13 protein-coding genes are annotated in these 15,829 nt (G+C 42.2%); 7 read left to right on the top strand and 6 right to left on the bottom strand.

Translation table 11 applies throughout. The features are described 5' to 3' along the window. Window positions 1-146: 146 nt before the first annotated feature. Window positions 147-533: a response regulator gene (locus tag ACFFRD_RS07045; protein ID WP_392483259.1), complete on the top strand. Its 387-nt coding sequence runs from the start codon at window positions 147-149 to the stop codon at window positions 531-533. A gap of 54 nt (window positions 534-587) precedes the next feature. Here ACFFRD_RS07045 and ACFFRD_RS07040 read toward each other — a convergent pair whose 3' ends face one another. Together ACFFRD_RS07040 and ACFFRD_RS07035 are read right to left on the bottom strand one after the other, a co-directional pair. After that, window positions 588-2,063, bottom strand: coding sequence for a pentapeptide repeat-containing protein (locus ACFFRD_RS07040; protein ID WP_392480940.1), 1,476 nt, complete (start codon window positions 2,061-2,063; stop codon window positions 588-590). Window positions 2,064-2,288: 225 nt separating this feature from the next. Further along, window positions 2,289-3,032, bottom strand: a complete 744-nt coding sequence (locus ACFFRD_RS07035; protein WP_392480939.1) for a pentapeptide repeat-containing protein — start codon at window positions 3,030-3,032, stop codon at window positions 2,289-2,291. 3 nt (window positions 3,033-3,035) lie between these two features. On the opposite strand from ACFFRD_RS07035, the gene ACFFRD_RS07030 reads away from it, so the two are divergent. Continuing rightward, entirely contained in the window at window positions 3,036-4,205 is a 1,170-nt protein-coding gene (locus tag ACFFRD_RS07030; protein WP_392480938.1) for an FAD-dependent oxidoreductase, read from the top strand. Window positions 4,206-4,357: 152 nt separating this feature from the next. Here the strand turns inward: ACFFRD_RS07030 and ACFFRD_RS07025 are convergent, their stop codons facing one another. The 3 genes from ACFFRD_RS07025 to ACFFRD_RS07015 all read right to left on the bottom strand — a co-directional run bounded on the left by ACFFRD_RS07025 (window position 4,358) and on the right by ACFFRD_RS07015 (window position 10,243). After that, complete coding sequence (locus ACFFRD_RS07025) at window positions 4,358-6,178, bottom strand: tetratricopeptide repeat protein (RefSeq protein ID WP_392480936.1); 1,821 nt, start codon at window positions 6,176-6,178, stop codon at window positions 4,358-4,360. A gap of 681 nt (window positions 6,179-6,859) precedes the next feature. After that, the gene (locus ACFFRD_RS07020; RefSeq protein WP_392480935.1) at window positions 6,860-9,610 is read right to left on the bottom strand and encodes a cation-translocating P-type ATPase; all 2,751 of its coding nucleotides are present in this window, start codon (window positions 9,608-9,610) and stop codon (window positions 6,860-6,862) included. A 90-nt stretch (window positions 9,611-9,700) separates the two neighbouring features. After that, window positions 9,701-10,243 (bottom strand): hypothetical protein, encoded by a 543-nt coding sequence (locus ACFFRD_RS07015; protein ID WP_392480934.1) that lies wholly within the window; start codon window positions 10,241-10,243, stop codon window positions 9,701-9,703. 289 nt (window positions 10,244-10,532) lie between these two features. Between ACFFRD_RS07015 and ACFFRD_RS07010 the strand changes: the two genes are divergently transcribed. After that, complete coding sequence (locus ACFFRD_RS07010) at window positions 10,533-10,958, top strand: universal stress protein (protein ID WP_392480933.1); 426 nt, start codon at window positions 10,533-10,535, stop codon at window positions 10,956-10,958. Window positions 10,959-11,258: 300 nt separating this feature from the next. Continuing rightward, window positions 11,259-11,744 (top strand): SRPBCC family protein, encoded by a 486-nt coding sequence (locus ACFFRD_RS07005; protein ID WP_392480932.1) that lies wholly within the window; start codon window positions 11,259-11,261, stop codon window positions 11,742-11,744. Between the two features lie 48 nt (window positions 11,745-11,792). Here the strand turns inward: ACFFRD_RS07005 and ACFFRD_RS07000 are convergent, their stop codons facing one another. Then, a complete protein-coding gene (locus ACFFRD_RS07000) occupies window positions 11,793-12,179 on the bottom strand; it encodes a hypothetical protein (RefSeq protein ID WP_392480931.1) in 387 nt (128 codons plus the stop codon). A 140-nt stretch (window positions 12,180-12,319) separates the two neighbouring features. Between ACFFRD_RS07000 and rppA the strand changes: the two genes are divergently transcribed. From rppA to ACFFRD_RS06985, 3 genes are all read left to right on the top strand, one after another. Then, complete coding sequence (gene rppA, locus ACFFRD_RS06995; RefSeq protein ID WP_392480930.1) at window positions 12,320-13,000, top strand: two-component system response regulator RppA; 681 nt, start codon at window positions 12,320-12,322, stop codon at window positions 12,998-13,000. Window positions 13,001-13,102: 102 nt separating this feature from the next. Further along, complete coding sequence (locus ACFFRD_RS06990; protein ID WP_392480929.1) at window positions 13,103-14,383, top strand: sensor histidine kinase; 1,281 nt, start codon at window positions 13,103-13,105, stop codon at window positions 14,381-14,383. 274 nt (window positions 14,384-14,657) lie between these two features. Continuing rightward, entirely contained in the window at window positions 14,658-15,815 is a 1,158-nt protein-coding gene (locus ACFFRD_RS06985) for a sulfate ABC transporter substrate-binding protein (RefSeq protein ID WP_392480928.1), read from the top strand. Window positions 15,816-15,829 lie beyond the last annotated feature (14 nt).

Genomic DNA, 15,829 nt, shown 5'->3' with positions numbered 1-15,829 from the left:
TTAATCACAACCCAATCCTTGTCGGGTTAAGGGGTAAAGGGAAAAGGGGAAAGGGAAAGAAAAAACCTTTACCCCAAACCTGATTCCGAGTTAAAAATGCACAAAGCCAGAAGTATTGAATCAAAACCAAAAAGAGGATAGCAATGATGGCAACAAAGCAAATTCTAGTGGTTGATAACGAGCAGTATATTCAAGAAGTTGCCAAGATTTGCTTGGAAACGGTTGCAGGCTGGAAAGTTGAAACAGCGAGTTCAGGTGAAGAGGGGATAATGAAAGCTGAGACTTACCAACCAGATGCGATTTTGCTAGATGTAATGATGCCAGAGATGGATGGGATTACCACCTTTGAAAAGTTACAAGCTAATCCGGTAACTAAAAAGATTCCCGTAATTTTGTTAACTGCCAAAATCCAGGCTTCCGATCGCCATCGTTATAATCAGATGGGAATGATTGGTGCGATCGCTAAACCATTCAATCCGCTAGAATTAGCTGCTGAAGTAGCCTTAGCACTGGGTTGGAGTCTGGAAAACTAAGCTAAAGTGAAAACGGTAGAATGCACCCAAATAACTAACTGATGCTGCGTTAACTCAACCTGATTGCCGCCAATCTGTCGGTGCTTCTATATAATCAGGTAGACGAGTAGTGCGATCGCCAAGTGCCTTTCTAATCTGATGCAACTCTAAGTTTTTAGCCCCTGTTAAAATTGTCCCTTCCAGTTTGACATTACTGAGGTCAGCTTCTAAAAAGTTAGCTCCCATTAGGTTTGCCTGAGTCAGGTTAGCTTGATAAAAGGTTGCTCTATGCAGGTTGGCTCCAATCAGGTTTGCCTGATGCAGGTCAGCTTCCGTTAAACTGGCTTCTGAGAGATTGGCAAAATAGACTTCTGTTTGGTGGAGTTTGGCTGCATTCAAGTTAGCCCCTGAAAGATTAGCTCCATTCAGGTTAGCCCCTGAAAGGTTAGCACCAATCAAACCCGTTAGATTTAGGTTGGCTTTACCCAGTTTTGCACCTTGCAAGTTAGCTAAAAACAGCTTTGCTCCAGATAGATTGGCGACTTTCAAAGTTGCTTGTTGCAAGTTGGCTTTATAGAGGTTTGCTCCTTGGAGATTCGCTACACGCAGACTTGCTCCAGAAAGGTTGGCTGAACGCAGGTTAGCCCCTGAGAGATTAGCACGATTAAGATTAGCCCAACATAGATTAGCTCCACAGAGGCTAGCTTTTAATAATTTGGTTTCATAGAGAATAGACCTAATGAGTTTAGCGCCGTTCAGGTCAGCCTCACTCAAGTCTGCTCCACGCAGGTCAGACCCACTCAGGTCAGACCCACGTAAATCTGCTTGTTGTAGGTTAACACCTAGCAGGTCTGCTCGTCTGATGTCGATATGACGTAAATCAAGTTTCTGATCTTTTGGGTCTTCTAGTGAATTACGCCTGCCAATAACAGTTAGGGCTGCTTGAATATCAGTGCGGATTATTGGAAATTCTTCATGGAGGTTTTGCTCTAACTGCTGTGTCGGACGCGGCCCACCTCTACGCCTACCTGAATAAGCATCTGGTGCATATTCCGGCTTTTGTTGCTCAACCTTCACCTGCTGGATAGGTGCATTTTCTCGCACAAAGGCAGTGAGGATTTCCATGATTGTCCAGTGTTCTTTAGGAAAATCCTGAGCAACTCTTTCTAAGGCATAAATTGCACCTGTTCGGGTTTCAACTTTATCATGACCAAGCTGGGCAATTGCCCCCATAAAGCGTTCTGAAATCAATCTATCTTGATTGAGTTTGGCATTTTGAAAGCCAATTTCTAGGTTTTTCTCAGCTGCGATCGCATTTTTCTGCATCGCTTGGGCCCGCTTTGCTGCGTAATAGGTATTAAACATTGCCGCCGATGCCAGAAAAACTATTGCAGTAGTTGTTAACGCTTGGTTTCTATACTGAATTTTTTCCTGAATTGACAATTCTTTAATACTGGATAAAGCAAAGAAAATTACAATCAATGAGCAGCCAAATATAACTGTTATAGTTATCAACCAATTCAACAGAGTGTCTGTCTTTTTAGAAGACATGGTAAAGATTTTCCTTACAACCTAGAATTATTACTTAGATGCTTGGAAAAAATAGTATAGCATTTAGCAGAAAATTATAATAGGTGTCAGAAGACCTCTTTAACTAAGTAATAATATCGAATATATTAGTAGATTAGGGCGAAAATTGAACAATTACTGAAAATTGGTGAAAATTTTACCCTATAAGGTTTTTAATTTTAACTTTCGCCTTGTATAACTGGTATTTTACTCAGAGAATTTAGCTTCTCTAAGGTTTGCTCCATCAAGTATGGCATCATTGAGAATTGCCCCATGTAAATCAGCTAGATATAAGCTTGCACAATGCAGGTTAGCTCCTTTTAAGTTAGCTCCTTTTAGGTTAGCTGCACTAAGAATTGCCCCTTCTAGGTTAGCTAAATATAAGTTAGCACCTTCGAGGTTAGCCGCACTGAGAATTGCTCCTGCAAGATTAGCTTCTGTGAGGTTTGCCCCAGCAAGATTAGCTTGATAAAGGTTTGTCTTTTGTAGATTCGCCTTATTCAGGTTTGCTCCTCTCATATCGATATAACTCAAATCAAGATGCTCATTTTCTGGGTCTTTATTTATATCTCTTTTAGCGATAACGGTAAGGGCTGCTTGAATATCTAGACGAATTTTTTCTAACAGATTAATCGTTACTTCTTCTTGAGGTAGATAAAGAGTATTTTTTCGGATAAAAGTAGTAAGAATGTTCATAATTATCCAGTGGTACTGTGGATGATTTTTGGCAATTTGCTCTAAATCATTAATTACAGCTAAACTGTTTTCTGTTGTGTTATTTTCTAGTTGTTCAATTGCTATTCTTAAATGATATTTTGGGGACTTATGTTGAGTTTGGATAATTTTTTCTTGGAAAACCTGTATCCCCAGATATATTTTTGCTAATTGACTGTTATTGATTAATGAAATATCTTTTACAGCGTGAAAATAATTAATGATTACTGTCAACATACTATGGTTAAAAACTTAGTGCTAATTGGTGGCGGTCACAGCCATGCAATTGCCCTGAAAATGTTTGGAATAAAGCCGTTACCCGGAGTGCGTTTGACGTTGATTACTGCAAATCAAAAGACAGCCTACTCTGGAATGTTACCAGGACACATTGCTGGATTTTACACCCATGATGAATGTCATATTGATTTGAAACCATTGGCTAACTTTGCTCAAGCAAATTTGTATATTGACAGAGTAGTTGCCCTAGACTTGGAAAACAACAAAGTTCTCTGTGCTAACGGATTGGCGGTAGATTTTGATGTGCTGTCTATTGATATTGGCAGCACTCCGGCCAGAGTGTCTGTATCAGGAGCAGCAGAATATACGATCGCAGCTAAACCAGTATCCCAGCTATTGGAACATTGGTATGAACTAATTGCAGCCGTAGGTAAAAATCCTCAAGAACCAATTCGGATCGCGATCGCAGGTGGAGGTGCTGGCGGTGTAGAATTGGCGTTGGCGATGCAATCTCATTTACATCAGATTTTCCATCAAAATCAACAACCAATTGAAAATCTGGAAATTCATTTATTTCAGCGTAACATACAACTGATGCCCAATTATCATCAATCAGTACGGCATCAACTTCAGCAAATTCTCACCGAGCGAGGTATTAAGCTACATCTTGGAGAAAATGTGTGTAATATAGCACCTAAAAACTCCAAGGAAACTAGAGAAACATTTGAGATTAAGTGCGACTCTGGTTTGACGATAGACTGTAATAAAATTTTTTGGGTAACACAAGCTTCAGCACCTGAATGGTTAAAAATTGCAGGATTAGGAACTGATGAGCAAGGTTTTATTCTGGTAGAGGATACCTTACAATCTCAAACACATCCGCAGGTATTTGCATCTGGTGACATCGCCACAATGGTAAATTATCCGCGTCCAAAAGCTGGGGTGTTTGCTGTTAGACAAGGTAAACCTTTATTTAATAATTTGCAGCGAATTATATTAGGTAAGTCACTCAAACCCTATAAGCCGCAGAAACAATATTTAAGTCTAATTGGTACAGGAGATGGAAGAGCGATCGCAACAAAAGGCATTTTTACTTTACCACCTCATAAACTCTTGTGGCATTACAAAGATTGCATTGACCGCCGCTTCATGAAACGCTTTTACTTTGAATAAATAAGGGAATGGGGAGTGGGGGAAGTAGGGGAAGTAGGGGAAGTAAGGGAGGCAGGGGGACAAGGGGACAAGAAATGAGAACTTGAAACAAGTCTTTCCCCTTGTCCCCAATTCTCCTTGTCCCCTTGTCCTCTTCCCAATCCCCAATCCCTTCATCGAAGCTGTTCAATTAGCTCCATAATTTGTTGATAATACTGAACATTTCCCTCTTGGTAATACAAATCTGCGGATTTCTGGAAATCCGCAATTGCTCCTTGAGAATCACCCAGATTTTGGTAGACATCTGCTCGCAGGATGTAAGCTGAAGCCCAATGAGGCTGAAGTTGTAAGGCTTGGTTTAAGTCTGTGAGCGCTCCCTGTAAATCTCCCAATAGAGAACGGCTACGACCCCGATTGTACCAGTCTTCAGCAAAGCTGGAATCGATCGCGATCGCCCGACTGTAATCTTCGATTGCTCCTTGATAATCTTCTAGAGCATAGCGAGCATTAGCGCGATCGCTGTAAAATGCAGCAGATTGAGGATTTATTTGTAAAGCTTGGGTGTAATCTGCGATCGCATTTTCATAAGCTTCTAAAGCGTAATGTGTTGAACCGCGATTGTAATATGCTTCAATTAAATCAGGATTAATTTTTAATGCTTGATTATAATCTGTGATCGCTCCTTGTTCATCCCCCAAAAGACGACGAGCATTTCCTCGATTACAATACGCTTGCGAGAATTCAGGAACCAACTCTATCGCTTGGGTATTATCATCAATTGCTCCCTGTAAATCTTGCAAAGCTTCACGGGCAATCCCCCGACCATAATAAGCTGCGGCTAATTGATCATTAATCTGTAATGCCCGATCGTAATCTTTAATTGCTCCTTTATGATCTCCTAAAGAACGACGAGCCGCCGCGCGATCGCAATATCCTTCAGCTAAACTAGGGTTGAGTTGTAATAATCGATTGCTATCTTCAATTGCGCCTTGATAGTCTCCCAGTCGGCGCAGAGCATTGGCCCGAAAGCCATATACTAAAGCCAGAGTCGGATTTTCTTGTAAAGCTTGGTCATAATCTGCGATCGCACCCTCATAATCCCCAAGGGTACTACGGACAAGACCCCGTTCACAATAAGCTTGCACATCATCAGGATTGAACTTTAGCGCTTGATTAAAATCCTCAATTGCTCGGTGATATTCTTTGAGATGAGCTAGAACCAAACCCCGGTTGTAATATGCTCCAGCAAACCTGGGATTTATTTCTAGAGCGCGGTTGTAATCTGCGATCGCACTTTGATAATTTTCTAAAGAGTAGTGGGCATTACCTCGATTATGATAAGCTTCCGCCAACTTCGGATCTAATTGTAATGCTCGGTCATGATCGGCGATCGCTTCCTTGAAATTTCCTAAGATATGGTGAATATTACCCCGATTGCTGTATGCTGCGGCAAAATTGGGATACCACTGTAAAGCTTGTTGAAAATCTGCGATTGCTCCTTGATGATCACCCTTTTCAAAACAAACTACACCCCGATTATGATAAGCATTGGCAATATCAATATTGATATTATCAGCTAACTGGGTACTAGTTTCTATTGTTTGGATGTAGTCAGCGATCGCTTGATCGTATTTTTCTAAGGAAAAGTAGGCATTACCTCGGCTGTGGTAAGATTGGGCGAGATTTGGATCGATTTCTAATGCTTGGTTATAATCTGCGATCGCTTCTTGATAATCGCCTAAAAAGTAACGTGCATTACCCCGGTAATAGTAGGCTGTAGCAAAATTGGGATTGATTTCTATAGCCCGATTAAAATCTGCGATCGCACCACGATAATCTTTGAGTTGACCAGTGAGAATAATCCCTCGATTATGGTAAGCTTCGGCAGAGTTAGGGTTGAGCTTGATTGCTTGGGTGTAAGCTGCGATCGCTCCTTGATAATCGCCTTGCAAACTGTGGTTCAATCCTTGGTTTAAAAATTCTTCAGCATTCATATAATAATTTTCTTGGATTTCAACATTCCCTAGCTTAAAGGCAATGTGATTCTTAGCTATATATTTTGATAATCATTCTAGTTTAAGATCCCTACTGAAGAAGAAGCACCCCTAGCGGCTCGGATGCGCCCACGAACACTTGAGGAATTTGTTGGTCAAGACCATATTATTATAGTTATCAGAAAATTGGGTTTAAAACCCTGTGCTTCTAGCAGGGCTTTATATTAGAGATATCGTGGTAAAATTAAACTGGTCGTTGACCCACCCAGACATCGGAGACATAAAGCCTAACACCAAAGTTTGATAGAAGACTATCAACGGCGTAGAAAAGAGGGCAGACTGGGATAAGAACGAGAGGCAATGGTTTCATCCTTGAGTTACAAAACACCTGAGAATTTTGTTTGTTTTCGAGTTGCTGCGGGACACGCAGTCGTAAAGTCTGTGGAGCGAACATAAGACCAAATCCTCTTAGGGGGTGGAGGCAGTTGCTATGAAGCAGAAACCTAAGTCGTGAGTCTTAGGAATCCTGACCGTTTACGGTGGGGAGGATGTCAAGATTTTAAAGATGCAAACGAACGCAGATAGAGCAACAAATTGAGTTCTCCCGTATCACTGTCTTCTCAAGTTGAGACTCTGGAAAGTTTTCTGCACCTCTAAGACCGGATACCGTCGGCTCAACCCTTAATTGAGCGGATCGAAACGCTGCAAGATGAGAGCTATAAACACCACTGGCAAACCTACACCCATACAAATAAGAGCTTGGATAAATGTCAAAGGTGTGGTGTCAAACACTTGATTCATCATGCTCCACTGACTGAACAGACATTGTAAAATCACCACAACCACAATTCCGATCGCAGGTGCATAGGCTACGGGTGTGCGTTTACCTTGGATTCTCACGACTAGAGATGGTAAAAACTGGCTAATGCTTAACAGGTAAAAGACTTCTGCTGCAACCAGCCCATTAATTGCCATCGTGCGCGCCAATGCTTCATTGCCTGTAGTTTGCAGTATCCATTGAAACATCCCAAAAATTACCAGCCAATTGAAGACGGAAATCGCGATGATGCGCTGGAGTAACCCACCTGATAAAAGTCTTTCTCTAGGGTTGCGGGGTGGTTGTTGCATCACCTGTCCAGATTTTGGCTCAAAGGCGAGGGGAGCAATCAACGCTATTGAACTGACCATGTTGAGCCAGAGAATTTGGATTGGTAAAATGGGAAGCACGGTTGCCAAAAGAATGGCAATCAAAATCGTCATGGATTCGCCAACGTTGATCGGCAGCAAGAAGGCGATCGCTTTTCGCAAGTTGCGGTAAACACCACGTCCTTCCTCCACAGCCGCTTCTATTGAGGCGAAGTTATCGTCAGTTAGAAGCATATCCGCCGATTCTTTGGCAACCTCTGCCCCGGCTATGCCCATCGCTACACCAATATCTGCTTGCTTGAGAGCGGGAGCATCATTGACACCATCTCCAGTCATGGCAACAATTTCACCCTGAGACTGCAACGCTTTCACCAAATGCAATTTTTGTTCTGGGGCAACTCGCGCAAATACCATACCTTGTTCAGCTGCTTGGGCAAATTCTTTTTCATCCATCTGAGCTAATTGCCGTCCGGTGAAAACTTGTGCTTCAGTCGAGCAAATCCCCATTTGACGGGCGATCGCAGCTGCTGTTAGGGCGTGGTCGCCTGTAATCATTTTCACCTGAATCCCAGCAGATTGACAGGCTTTTACTGCGGCGATCGCTTCCTCACGAGGCGGATCGATAATGCCTTGAAGTCCCAGAAACACTAGCCCTTTATCGATATCATTGCGATCCAAGGATCGCTTAGTGGCAACTTCTTTGCTGGCAAAAGCTAGCACTCGTAACCCTTGGTTTGCCATGCCAGCAACTTCTTGTTCCACTGCGGCAGGATTGAGATGAGCGAGTTGTCCTTGAGCATCGAACATCCGATCGCATCGTTGGAGAATTGCCTCTACAGAACCTTTGAGATAAATGATATTGAGCGATCGCTTTGCATCCAATTCATGCAAAGTCGCCATGTATTGGAATTGGGACTCAAAGGGAATGGTGTCTATTCTAGGTAATTCTTGCTCTAGATTGGCTTGCGTCAATCCCACTTTATTGGCAGCCGCAATCAATGCTCCCTCAGTTGGGGTTCCTAGTAAGTCCCACTGTCCGTCTCCCCATTCGATATGAGAATCATTGCAGAGCAATCCTGCTTCCAGGGATTCCCAAAGAGCAACATGTCCATCTGCATTGAAATCAACAGGCTGTCCATTCATCAGGATTTCACCTTCTGGGGCATAACCAATACCGCTAACGGTGTAATGTTGTCCACCTGCATAAATCTTTTGAACCGTCATCTGATTCTCAGTTAACGTCCCAGTTTTGTCAGAGCAAATAACAGTGGTACTTCCCAAGGTTTCCACAGCAGGTAGCTTGCGAATAATCGCCTTACGTCTTGCCATTCGGGAAACTCCGATCGCTAAAGTGACGGTAACGATCGCAGGTAATCCTTCAGGAATCGCGCTGACTACCAGAGCCACACTCGCTTTGAAAACATCAATCCAAGATTCGCCTTGTCCTAATCCGATTGCAAATGTCAAAGCAGCTAAACCTAAAATGACATACAACAAGCTTTTACTAAACTTGTCAATATTTCGCGTTAGCGGTGTTTTCAGATTTGTGCTGCTTTCAATTAACTGCGAGATGCGACCGGTTTCAGTGGCATCTGCGATCGCTACTACAATCCCTTCTGCCTGTCCAAAACTGACGAAACTTCCGGCATACACCATATTGCTTCGTTCGGCTAACGGTGTTTCGACAGCCAGCGATGCTGTTGCTTTCTCCACCGGAACGGATTCGCCTGTTAAGGCAGACTCATCAACTTGCAAACCACGCACACTTAATAACCGCAGATCGGCGGGTACTTTATCCCCAGATGCCAGCAATACCAAATCACCCAGAACAAGTTCAGTCGAAGCCAGACGGGTTTTTTGACCATTGCGAATCAAAGTTGCTTCGGTAGTGATGGCTTTGGATAAAGCAGCGATCGCACCTTCTGCTTTAGATTCTTGAATGTAGCCAATGATGACATTAATCAGGGTGACACCAAAAATTACTCCCGCATCTAGCCAATCTCGCAGCAGTAGCGTCACCACTCCCGCCGTCAGCAAGATATATAGTAGTGGTTGATTAAATTGCTCTAAAAATCGTAGCCAAGAACTTTTTCCACTTTTACCAGTCAGTTGATTTGCACCCATCTGCTGGTGTCGTTTGGTAGCTTCTTCATGGGTCAAACCTGCTTCGGGATGGCTGGCTAACGTTTGCACAACCTTTTGTTCGCTTAGAGTATGCCATTCATAGTTGAGTAAATCTTTTGTTGTCTGGGCAAAAGTATTTGTAGCGATCGTATTTGCTGTCATTTTCGTCTCCAAAAAATAATTAGTAATTAACAGATTTAATCTGGATTTCTCTGTTTGAATCTGTATCTTTCTTTTTTCAAATTTGTGTTATTACGATAATCTTTTGCTAAGTTCATAAATATGCCATTCCCGCACACCCCACTCACGGAGAATCGATTCCGCTTGCCAGATTTCATCTGCTGTTCCCTCTACCTTCACCAAAAATTTTTCTTGGCAAGTGGTTGGCTCACAGAGTCTAGCTTGCCTTTCGGGAGCAAACCAACCTTGAAATGCACCATAAACACTGCCAAAAATCGCACTAGCTCCACCCGCCAGCAGTGTACTTACCACAGATTCAACCGCTAATGCTGGGCCAAAACCGGGAATAACTAATATGCCAAGTCCGGCTGTTAGTGCCAGGAAGCCCCCGGTTGTTCCTCCTGTAATTGCGCCTGCTTTAGCACCTTCAATAGGAGTTATAGGATGTTTACCCGCATTAGTATCCTTGTGCAATTTTTCGTCTTCCAAGTCTAAAGTGGACACAGAAATTTTCTGCATAGGAAAGTCAATTGCTCTGAGTTCATCAAGCACCTGTGTTGCAGCCTGACGGGTAGGAATGACACCGATTGCATTTTTAACTGGACATAAATTCATAACAACATATCCTATAAAAATCAGTAAGTTTAAAACGAAGCTTTATTAATTTCCAAATAGAAAAAAACTATAGTTTTCTAGTGTGAGTTGGAACTGTATTAGTTTAGGTATTCGTTTGAAACCTCAGTTAGGTTAGTTTCGTTTATCCGCTTTTTTCTAGGATTGCTGATGAATGTGAACGAAAAGTGAATAAATCGTTTATCTAGCTAATTTCACTTTTAAATCACATTTGTCCCTCAAGCTAAAAGACAACAAATGAAAATGCAGTAATTGATTATTGGATCTGGATATGAGCTTTAAGAAGATTTTGGTGGCGGTCGATGATTCACCTGCGACTGCAACAGTGTTTATAAAAGCGCTGGAGTTAGCCCAAAGAGATGCTGCTCAGTTAATGATTGGTCACAGCATTGAGCTAGCAGCTTCTAGTCAACTCACTGTGAATTTAGTAGACCTGGAAATAGAAACACAACAGGCACAAAGTTTACTCCAGTTGTACTATCAGAAAGCGAAAATACTAGGCATTATGGCAGAATTCAGTTATCAAACAGGAGATCCTGGGACTAACATCTGTGATTTAGCCCGGAGTTGGGGAGCAGATTTGATTGTACTTGGTCGTAGAGGACTTAATGGATTTGCCGAACTTTTAGCAGGAAGTGTGAGCAATCACGTCGTTCATCACGCTCCATGTTCCGTCCTGGTTGTTCAAGGTCAGTAGTTCCTTCAGAACTGTCTACCAACCACCTAATTTTGCTGTTAAAACGTGAGTGTTCCACGAATAATATTCATTATGTTTTACAAGAAATAATCTAATTTTCTTGTAGTCCACTAAAGAAACTTTGCGGGGTTTATTTTATGGTAGGAAAATCAAGTTATTTTCTCCCTCTTCTTCACCTGCTTTATCTGCCTACCTTCAACCGTAATTTTTGGGTTGGTCGATTACTAGGACTAGAATATATGGGGTTGTTTTTAGCAGGAATAACCGTTTTAATTTTGGTTTTCCTATCAACTCATACTCATGAAAATCTACACTGAAATTGAAATTCAGGCATCCGATGAGCAAGTCTGGAACCTACTCACTGATTTTGCCAGTTTTCCACATTGGAATCTGTTTATTCGTCAAATTAGTGGTTTGCTGAGTGAAGGGGCACAGCTAACCGTTCACTTTCAACCTCCGGGTAGAGATATTGTGACCTTTCGACCTACAGTGATTACGGTAGAACCTAATCGGAAACTGCGCTGGTTATGGCACTTTTTGATACCAGGGTTATTTGACGTTGAACATAGCTTTATCATTGAACCGTTAGCAAGCGATGTCTACGATGAGCTACGCCTACGCGTCCGTTTCATTCAACAAGAATCTTTCCAGGGCTTACTAGTACCTCTGCTAGCTCGTCGATTAAATATCGACGTTCGCCAAGGGTTTGAAGCCATGAATCAAACATTAAAAACCAAGGCAGAACGTATTGAAAAGAAAAGTCAGGAGTTCAGAAAGTTTATATAATCAATCAGCTTTTTTGAACTATAGTAATAGCCTGAAATCGGATGAATGTTATTCCACAATCTCATAGCGCACTAACTTTCTAACATCTTCACGGGGTAGACTTAGTTCTTGGGCAATTGTCGCTTCTATCTGGCTGAATTCTATTGTTGGAAGTTCTAATTCCAATCGCTTCAGTATGGGATCTGCTGTTTCCACCTCTACCTGGGTAATTCTTTTAGTTTGGTTGACGGCGGCGTTAATGAGCAACACATTGACTGATACCCGTGCTTCAAGCTGAGTATCTGACTGAAGTTTTTTCTCGGTGGAGTAGGGTCGGCTTAACTCTTGAGCAGCTAGGAAATTACAGCCAAGCCAAAACACGATCGCTACTAGTGGTAGAGGCAACCAAAACTCTAATCCCAGCCCTTGCAGCCAACGTTTACTAATACGCCACACACTACACCTGCTTCTGATTTTGCTAGGTAACACTTCATGTATATCCTAATGGGGTACACAATCCTCTGAAATCTTACTGATGAAAGACGTTGAGATTGCTTCAATGGATTATTCTAAACAAGCACAAGTGTATAAAAGCGATGAAAATCTTACTGGTAGAGGATGATCCCAAGCAATTAATGCCGCTGCAAATAGTTCTCTCTCAGGCGGGACACAGCGTCGATGGTGTCAAGGATGGTGAAACCGCTCAATGGCTTTTGGCTGAAAAAGAATATGACCTGCTGATTTTGGATTGGATGTTACCTCGGATTAGTGGAGTGAGTTTGTGTCAACAGTATCGGGCTGCGGGAAAAACAGCTCCCGTATTAATGATTACGGCAAAAGATACCACACCCGATAAAGTCATAGGATTAGATGCCGGAGCAGATGATTACCTCGTCAAACCGATTGATATTATAGAGTTCATGGCACGGGTGCGGGCATTGAGGAGGCGATCGCCCCTTTGGCAAGGAGACACCCTCTGCTTGGCAGACCTCGAACTTCATCTCGATAGACTAATTTTGGAGCGACAAGGGGCGATCGTATCCCTTTCCAGCCAAGAATTTCAGTTGCTAGAGTACTTCATGCGTCATCCTAAGCAAGTCCTGACTCGCAACCAGATTGAGCAAGCTGTATGGGAGTGGGGTAGTGAGCCAGAAAGCAATTCAATCACCGTTCTAGTTCGTAAACTTCGCCAACGTTTGCAAACATTAGCAGCAGCCGATTGGATTGAAACTGTCTACGGTATGGGCTATCGCCTCAACCCTCCAGAACCATCTTGAGATTTAATTTCAGAGTCTACAATCAAGTAGAATGCTAATCCGATTTAATTACATCTTGAATTCTGACTTCTGACTTCTGACTTCTGAATTCTTCTTCTATTTGTGTTTAACCGCAGTCGTCGTAACTTAGCTCGTTGGTTTACCCTTTCAATGGGGTGCATTCTGATTCTCTTTGCTGGAGTCATTTACAATCTTGAGGTAAAAGACAAGCTCAAAGCATTAGATCAACTGCTTTATAAAAGAGCAGAGCTAATGGCAGCCAGTTCGCAGTATCGGCTGTTTCAAGGACAAAAAGAAGTTGATCTGAGCAATATACCGCTATTAGGTAGTGGTTCTCACCCCGCAGATATTGAACTGGTCTATGTTCGCTGGTATGACCCGTATGGCAAACTCAAGCGGTTTTTTGGTACTCCACCTCCAAAAAAGTTGGGAATAGCATCGGAGTTTCTCACGATTAAGTCCGTTGACCAGTTTACAGGTGAGACGCTTTGGCTGCGTCAAGTCACCCTACCTGTTCAAGGAGGAAATTCGGTCATCGGTTATCTGCAAGTTGCTATCCCGCTAACAGAAACTCAAAACGATCTCAGAGAATTTCAGTTAATGTTGACCCTTGCTGTACCTGTAGCACTGGGATTAATTGGACTTACAGGTTGGGTACTCAGTGGTATAGCTATGCAGCCTGTTCAGCTAGCCTATAATCAACTACAACGCTTCACATCAGATGCTTCTCATGAGTTGCGATCGCCCCTTTCTGCGATTTTGACCAATGCCCAAGTTGGGTTACTAATGGCAGCAGAACATCCCCAAATCCATCCCACAGTGGAGAACATTATCGATAGTGCCAAGTCGATGAGTACCTTGGTCAATAACCTACTGCTGTTAGCTCGGCATCAGGGAAAATTAACTCCCGAATCTCTCAAAAAGGTTAATCTTAATAGCTTGTTAGAGAATTTAGCTGTTTATTACAATACTCAAGCTGCAAAAGCGTCGCTCAAGTTGATCAGCCATTTACCAGAACAACCCATTGAGTTGTGGGCTGACCCCGATTTGCTACGGTTAGCTGTGGAAAACTTGCTCAACAACGCCTGTAATTACACTCCATCTGGTGGAACTGTCTGGTTACGCTTAGAACCTCACCCAGATCGGGCAGTAATTCAGGTCATCGATACTGGAATTGGAATTCCAGAGGCAGATTTACCTTACATTTTCGATCGCTTTTACCGAGTTGATACAGAACGTGCCAGAGAAAGCGGCGGATTTGGATTGGGATTAGCGATCGCTCAACAAATTATCCAGGCTCACGGTGGTCATATTTATGTGATGAGCAATGAGGGTAAAGGCTCGACGTTCCAGATAAAATTACCGATGATGAGCCATTCCTAAATTCATCTTTTAAAGATGATTCATAATGAAAATCTAAAGCTTTTAGCTTTCCCCCAATTCTTCACAATAAATTATTGTGGCAATTCTATACAAAAATAATGTGTGTATGCTGTAAACAAATCAGCTTTTTGAAGTTTGGCAAGCAAAGTTTAGACCCTAGTGTTCCTACTTGTAAAAAAAAATTGAAGCCAGATGATAAATATTATTCTATATACCCTATAATCTCTAATACGGTATCTGCTTAGAAATACCGTAGATTTAGGGGTGAATTCTGATGAGCGAGTCGCAACAAACGACACATTTCAGTAAATTGCTAACTGAGAGAATGCAGTCTTATGTCATGAAAGCATTACAGACCATACAACTCTCATATAAGGACACAATTAGAAATTGGTTGAATAGACACACTGTACAAAGCTTTGTGAGTCTGTTTTTGGTAGGTGCTTTTTTGAGTATAACAGTTGCCTCCTGCTCTGGAAGTAGTTCAGCTAGCAAAAATGATGTCAAGTTGAAACTCGTTTCTTTCTCTGTCACCAAAGCGGCTCATGACCAGATAATCCCCAAATTTGTCGAAAAATGGAAGCAAGAACATAACCAAAGCGTCACATTTGAGCAAAGTTATGGTGGTTCTGTAGCTCAAGCGGCGGCTGTGATTGCTGGTTCCCAAGAAGCAGATATAGTACATTTAGCACTTCCTCTGGATGTCAGCAAAATTGCTCTTGCAGGTTTGATAAAATCGGGTTGGGAAACCAAAGCTCCCAGAAGTGGTATTGTGAGTAGATCGGTTGCTGCGATCGTTACCCGTGAAGGTAATCCCAAAGGTATAAATACTTGGGCAGACTTAGCAAAAGATGGCGTGAAAGTGATTGCGGCTAACCCAAAAACTTCTGGTATTGCTATCTGGGAATTCTTAGCTTTTTGGGGTTCGGTAACTCTAAACGGAGGCGACGAAGCCACAGCATTAGATTACGTCACTAGAGTTTATAAAAATACTCCCATTTTGACGAAAGATGCCCGTGAAGCTAGCGATTTATTTTTTCAAAAAAATCAGGGTGATGTCTTAATCACCTACGAGAATGAGGTAATTTTAGCAGGTAAAAATGGAAATAAGTTGCCTTATATTGTACCCAAAGTCAATATTTCCATTGATAATCCTGTAGCCATAGTTGATAAAAACGTTGAGAAACACGGTACAAGGGAAGTTGCACAAGCATTTGTTGATTTTCTTTACTCTACAGAAGCTCAACGAGAATTTGCTAAATTACAATATCGTCCTGTTAACCCCACTGTCACGCAAGAAGTAGCATCTCAATATCAGCCAATTGAAACTTTATTTACATCTCAAGATTTAGGCGGTTGGGATATTATCCAGAAAAAGTTTTTTGGCGATGGGGCAATTTTTGACAAAGTTCAAGCTGCCAGCAAAGCATAATATCTATATTTTTC

Source organism: Nostoc sp. C110, from assembly GCF_043099725.1.
GTDB lineage: Bacteria > Cyanobacteriota > Cyanobacteriia > Cyanobacteriales > Nostocaceae > Nostoc > Nostoc muscorum_A.
Note: the sequence above shows the minus strand (reverse complement) of the source record. Positions and strands in the feature narration are given on the sequence as shown.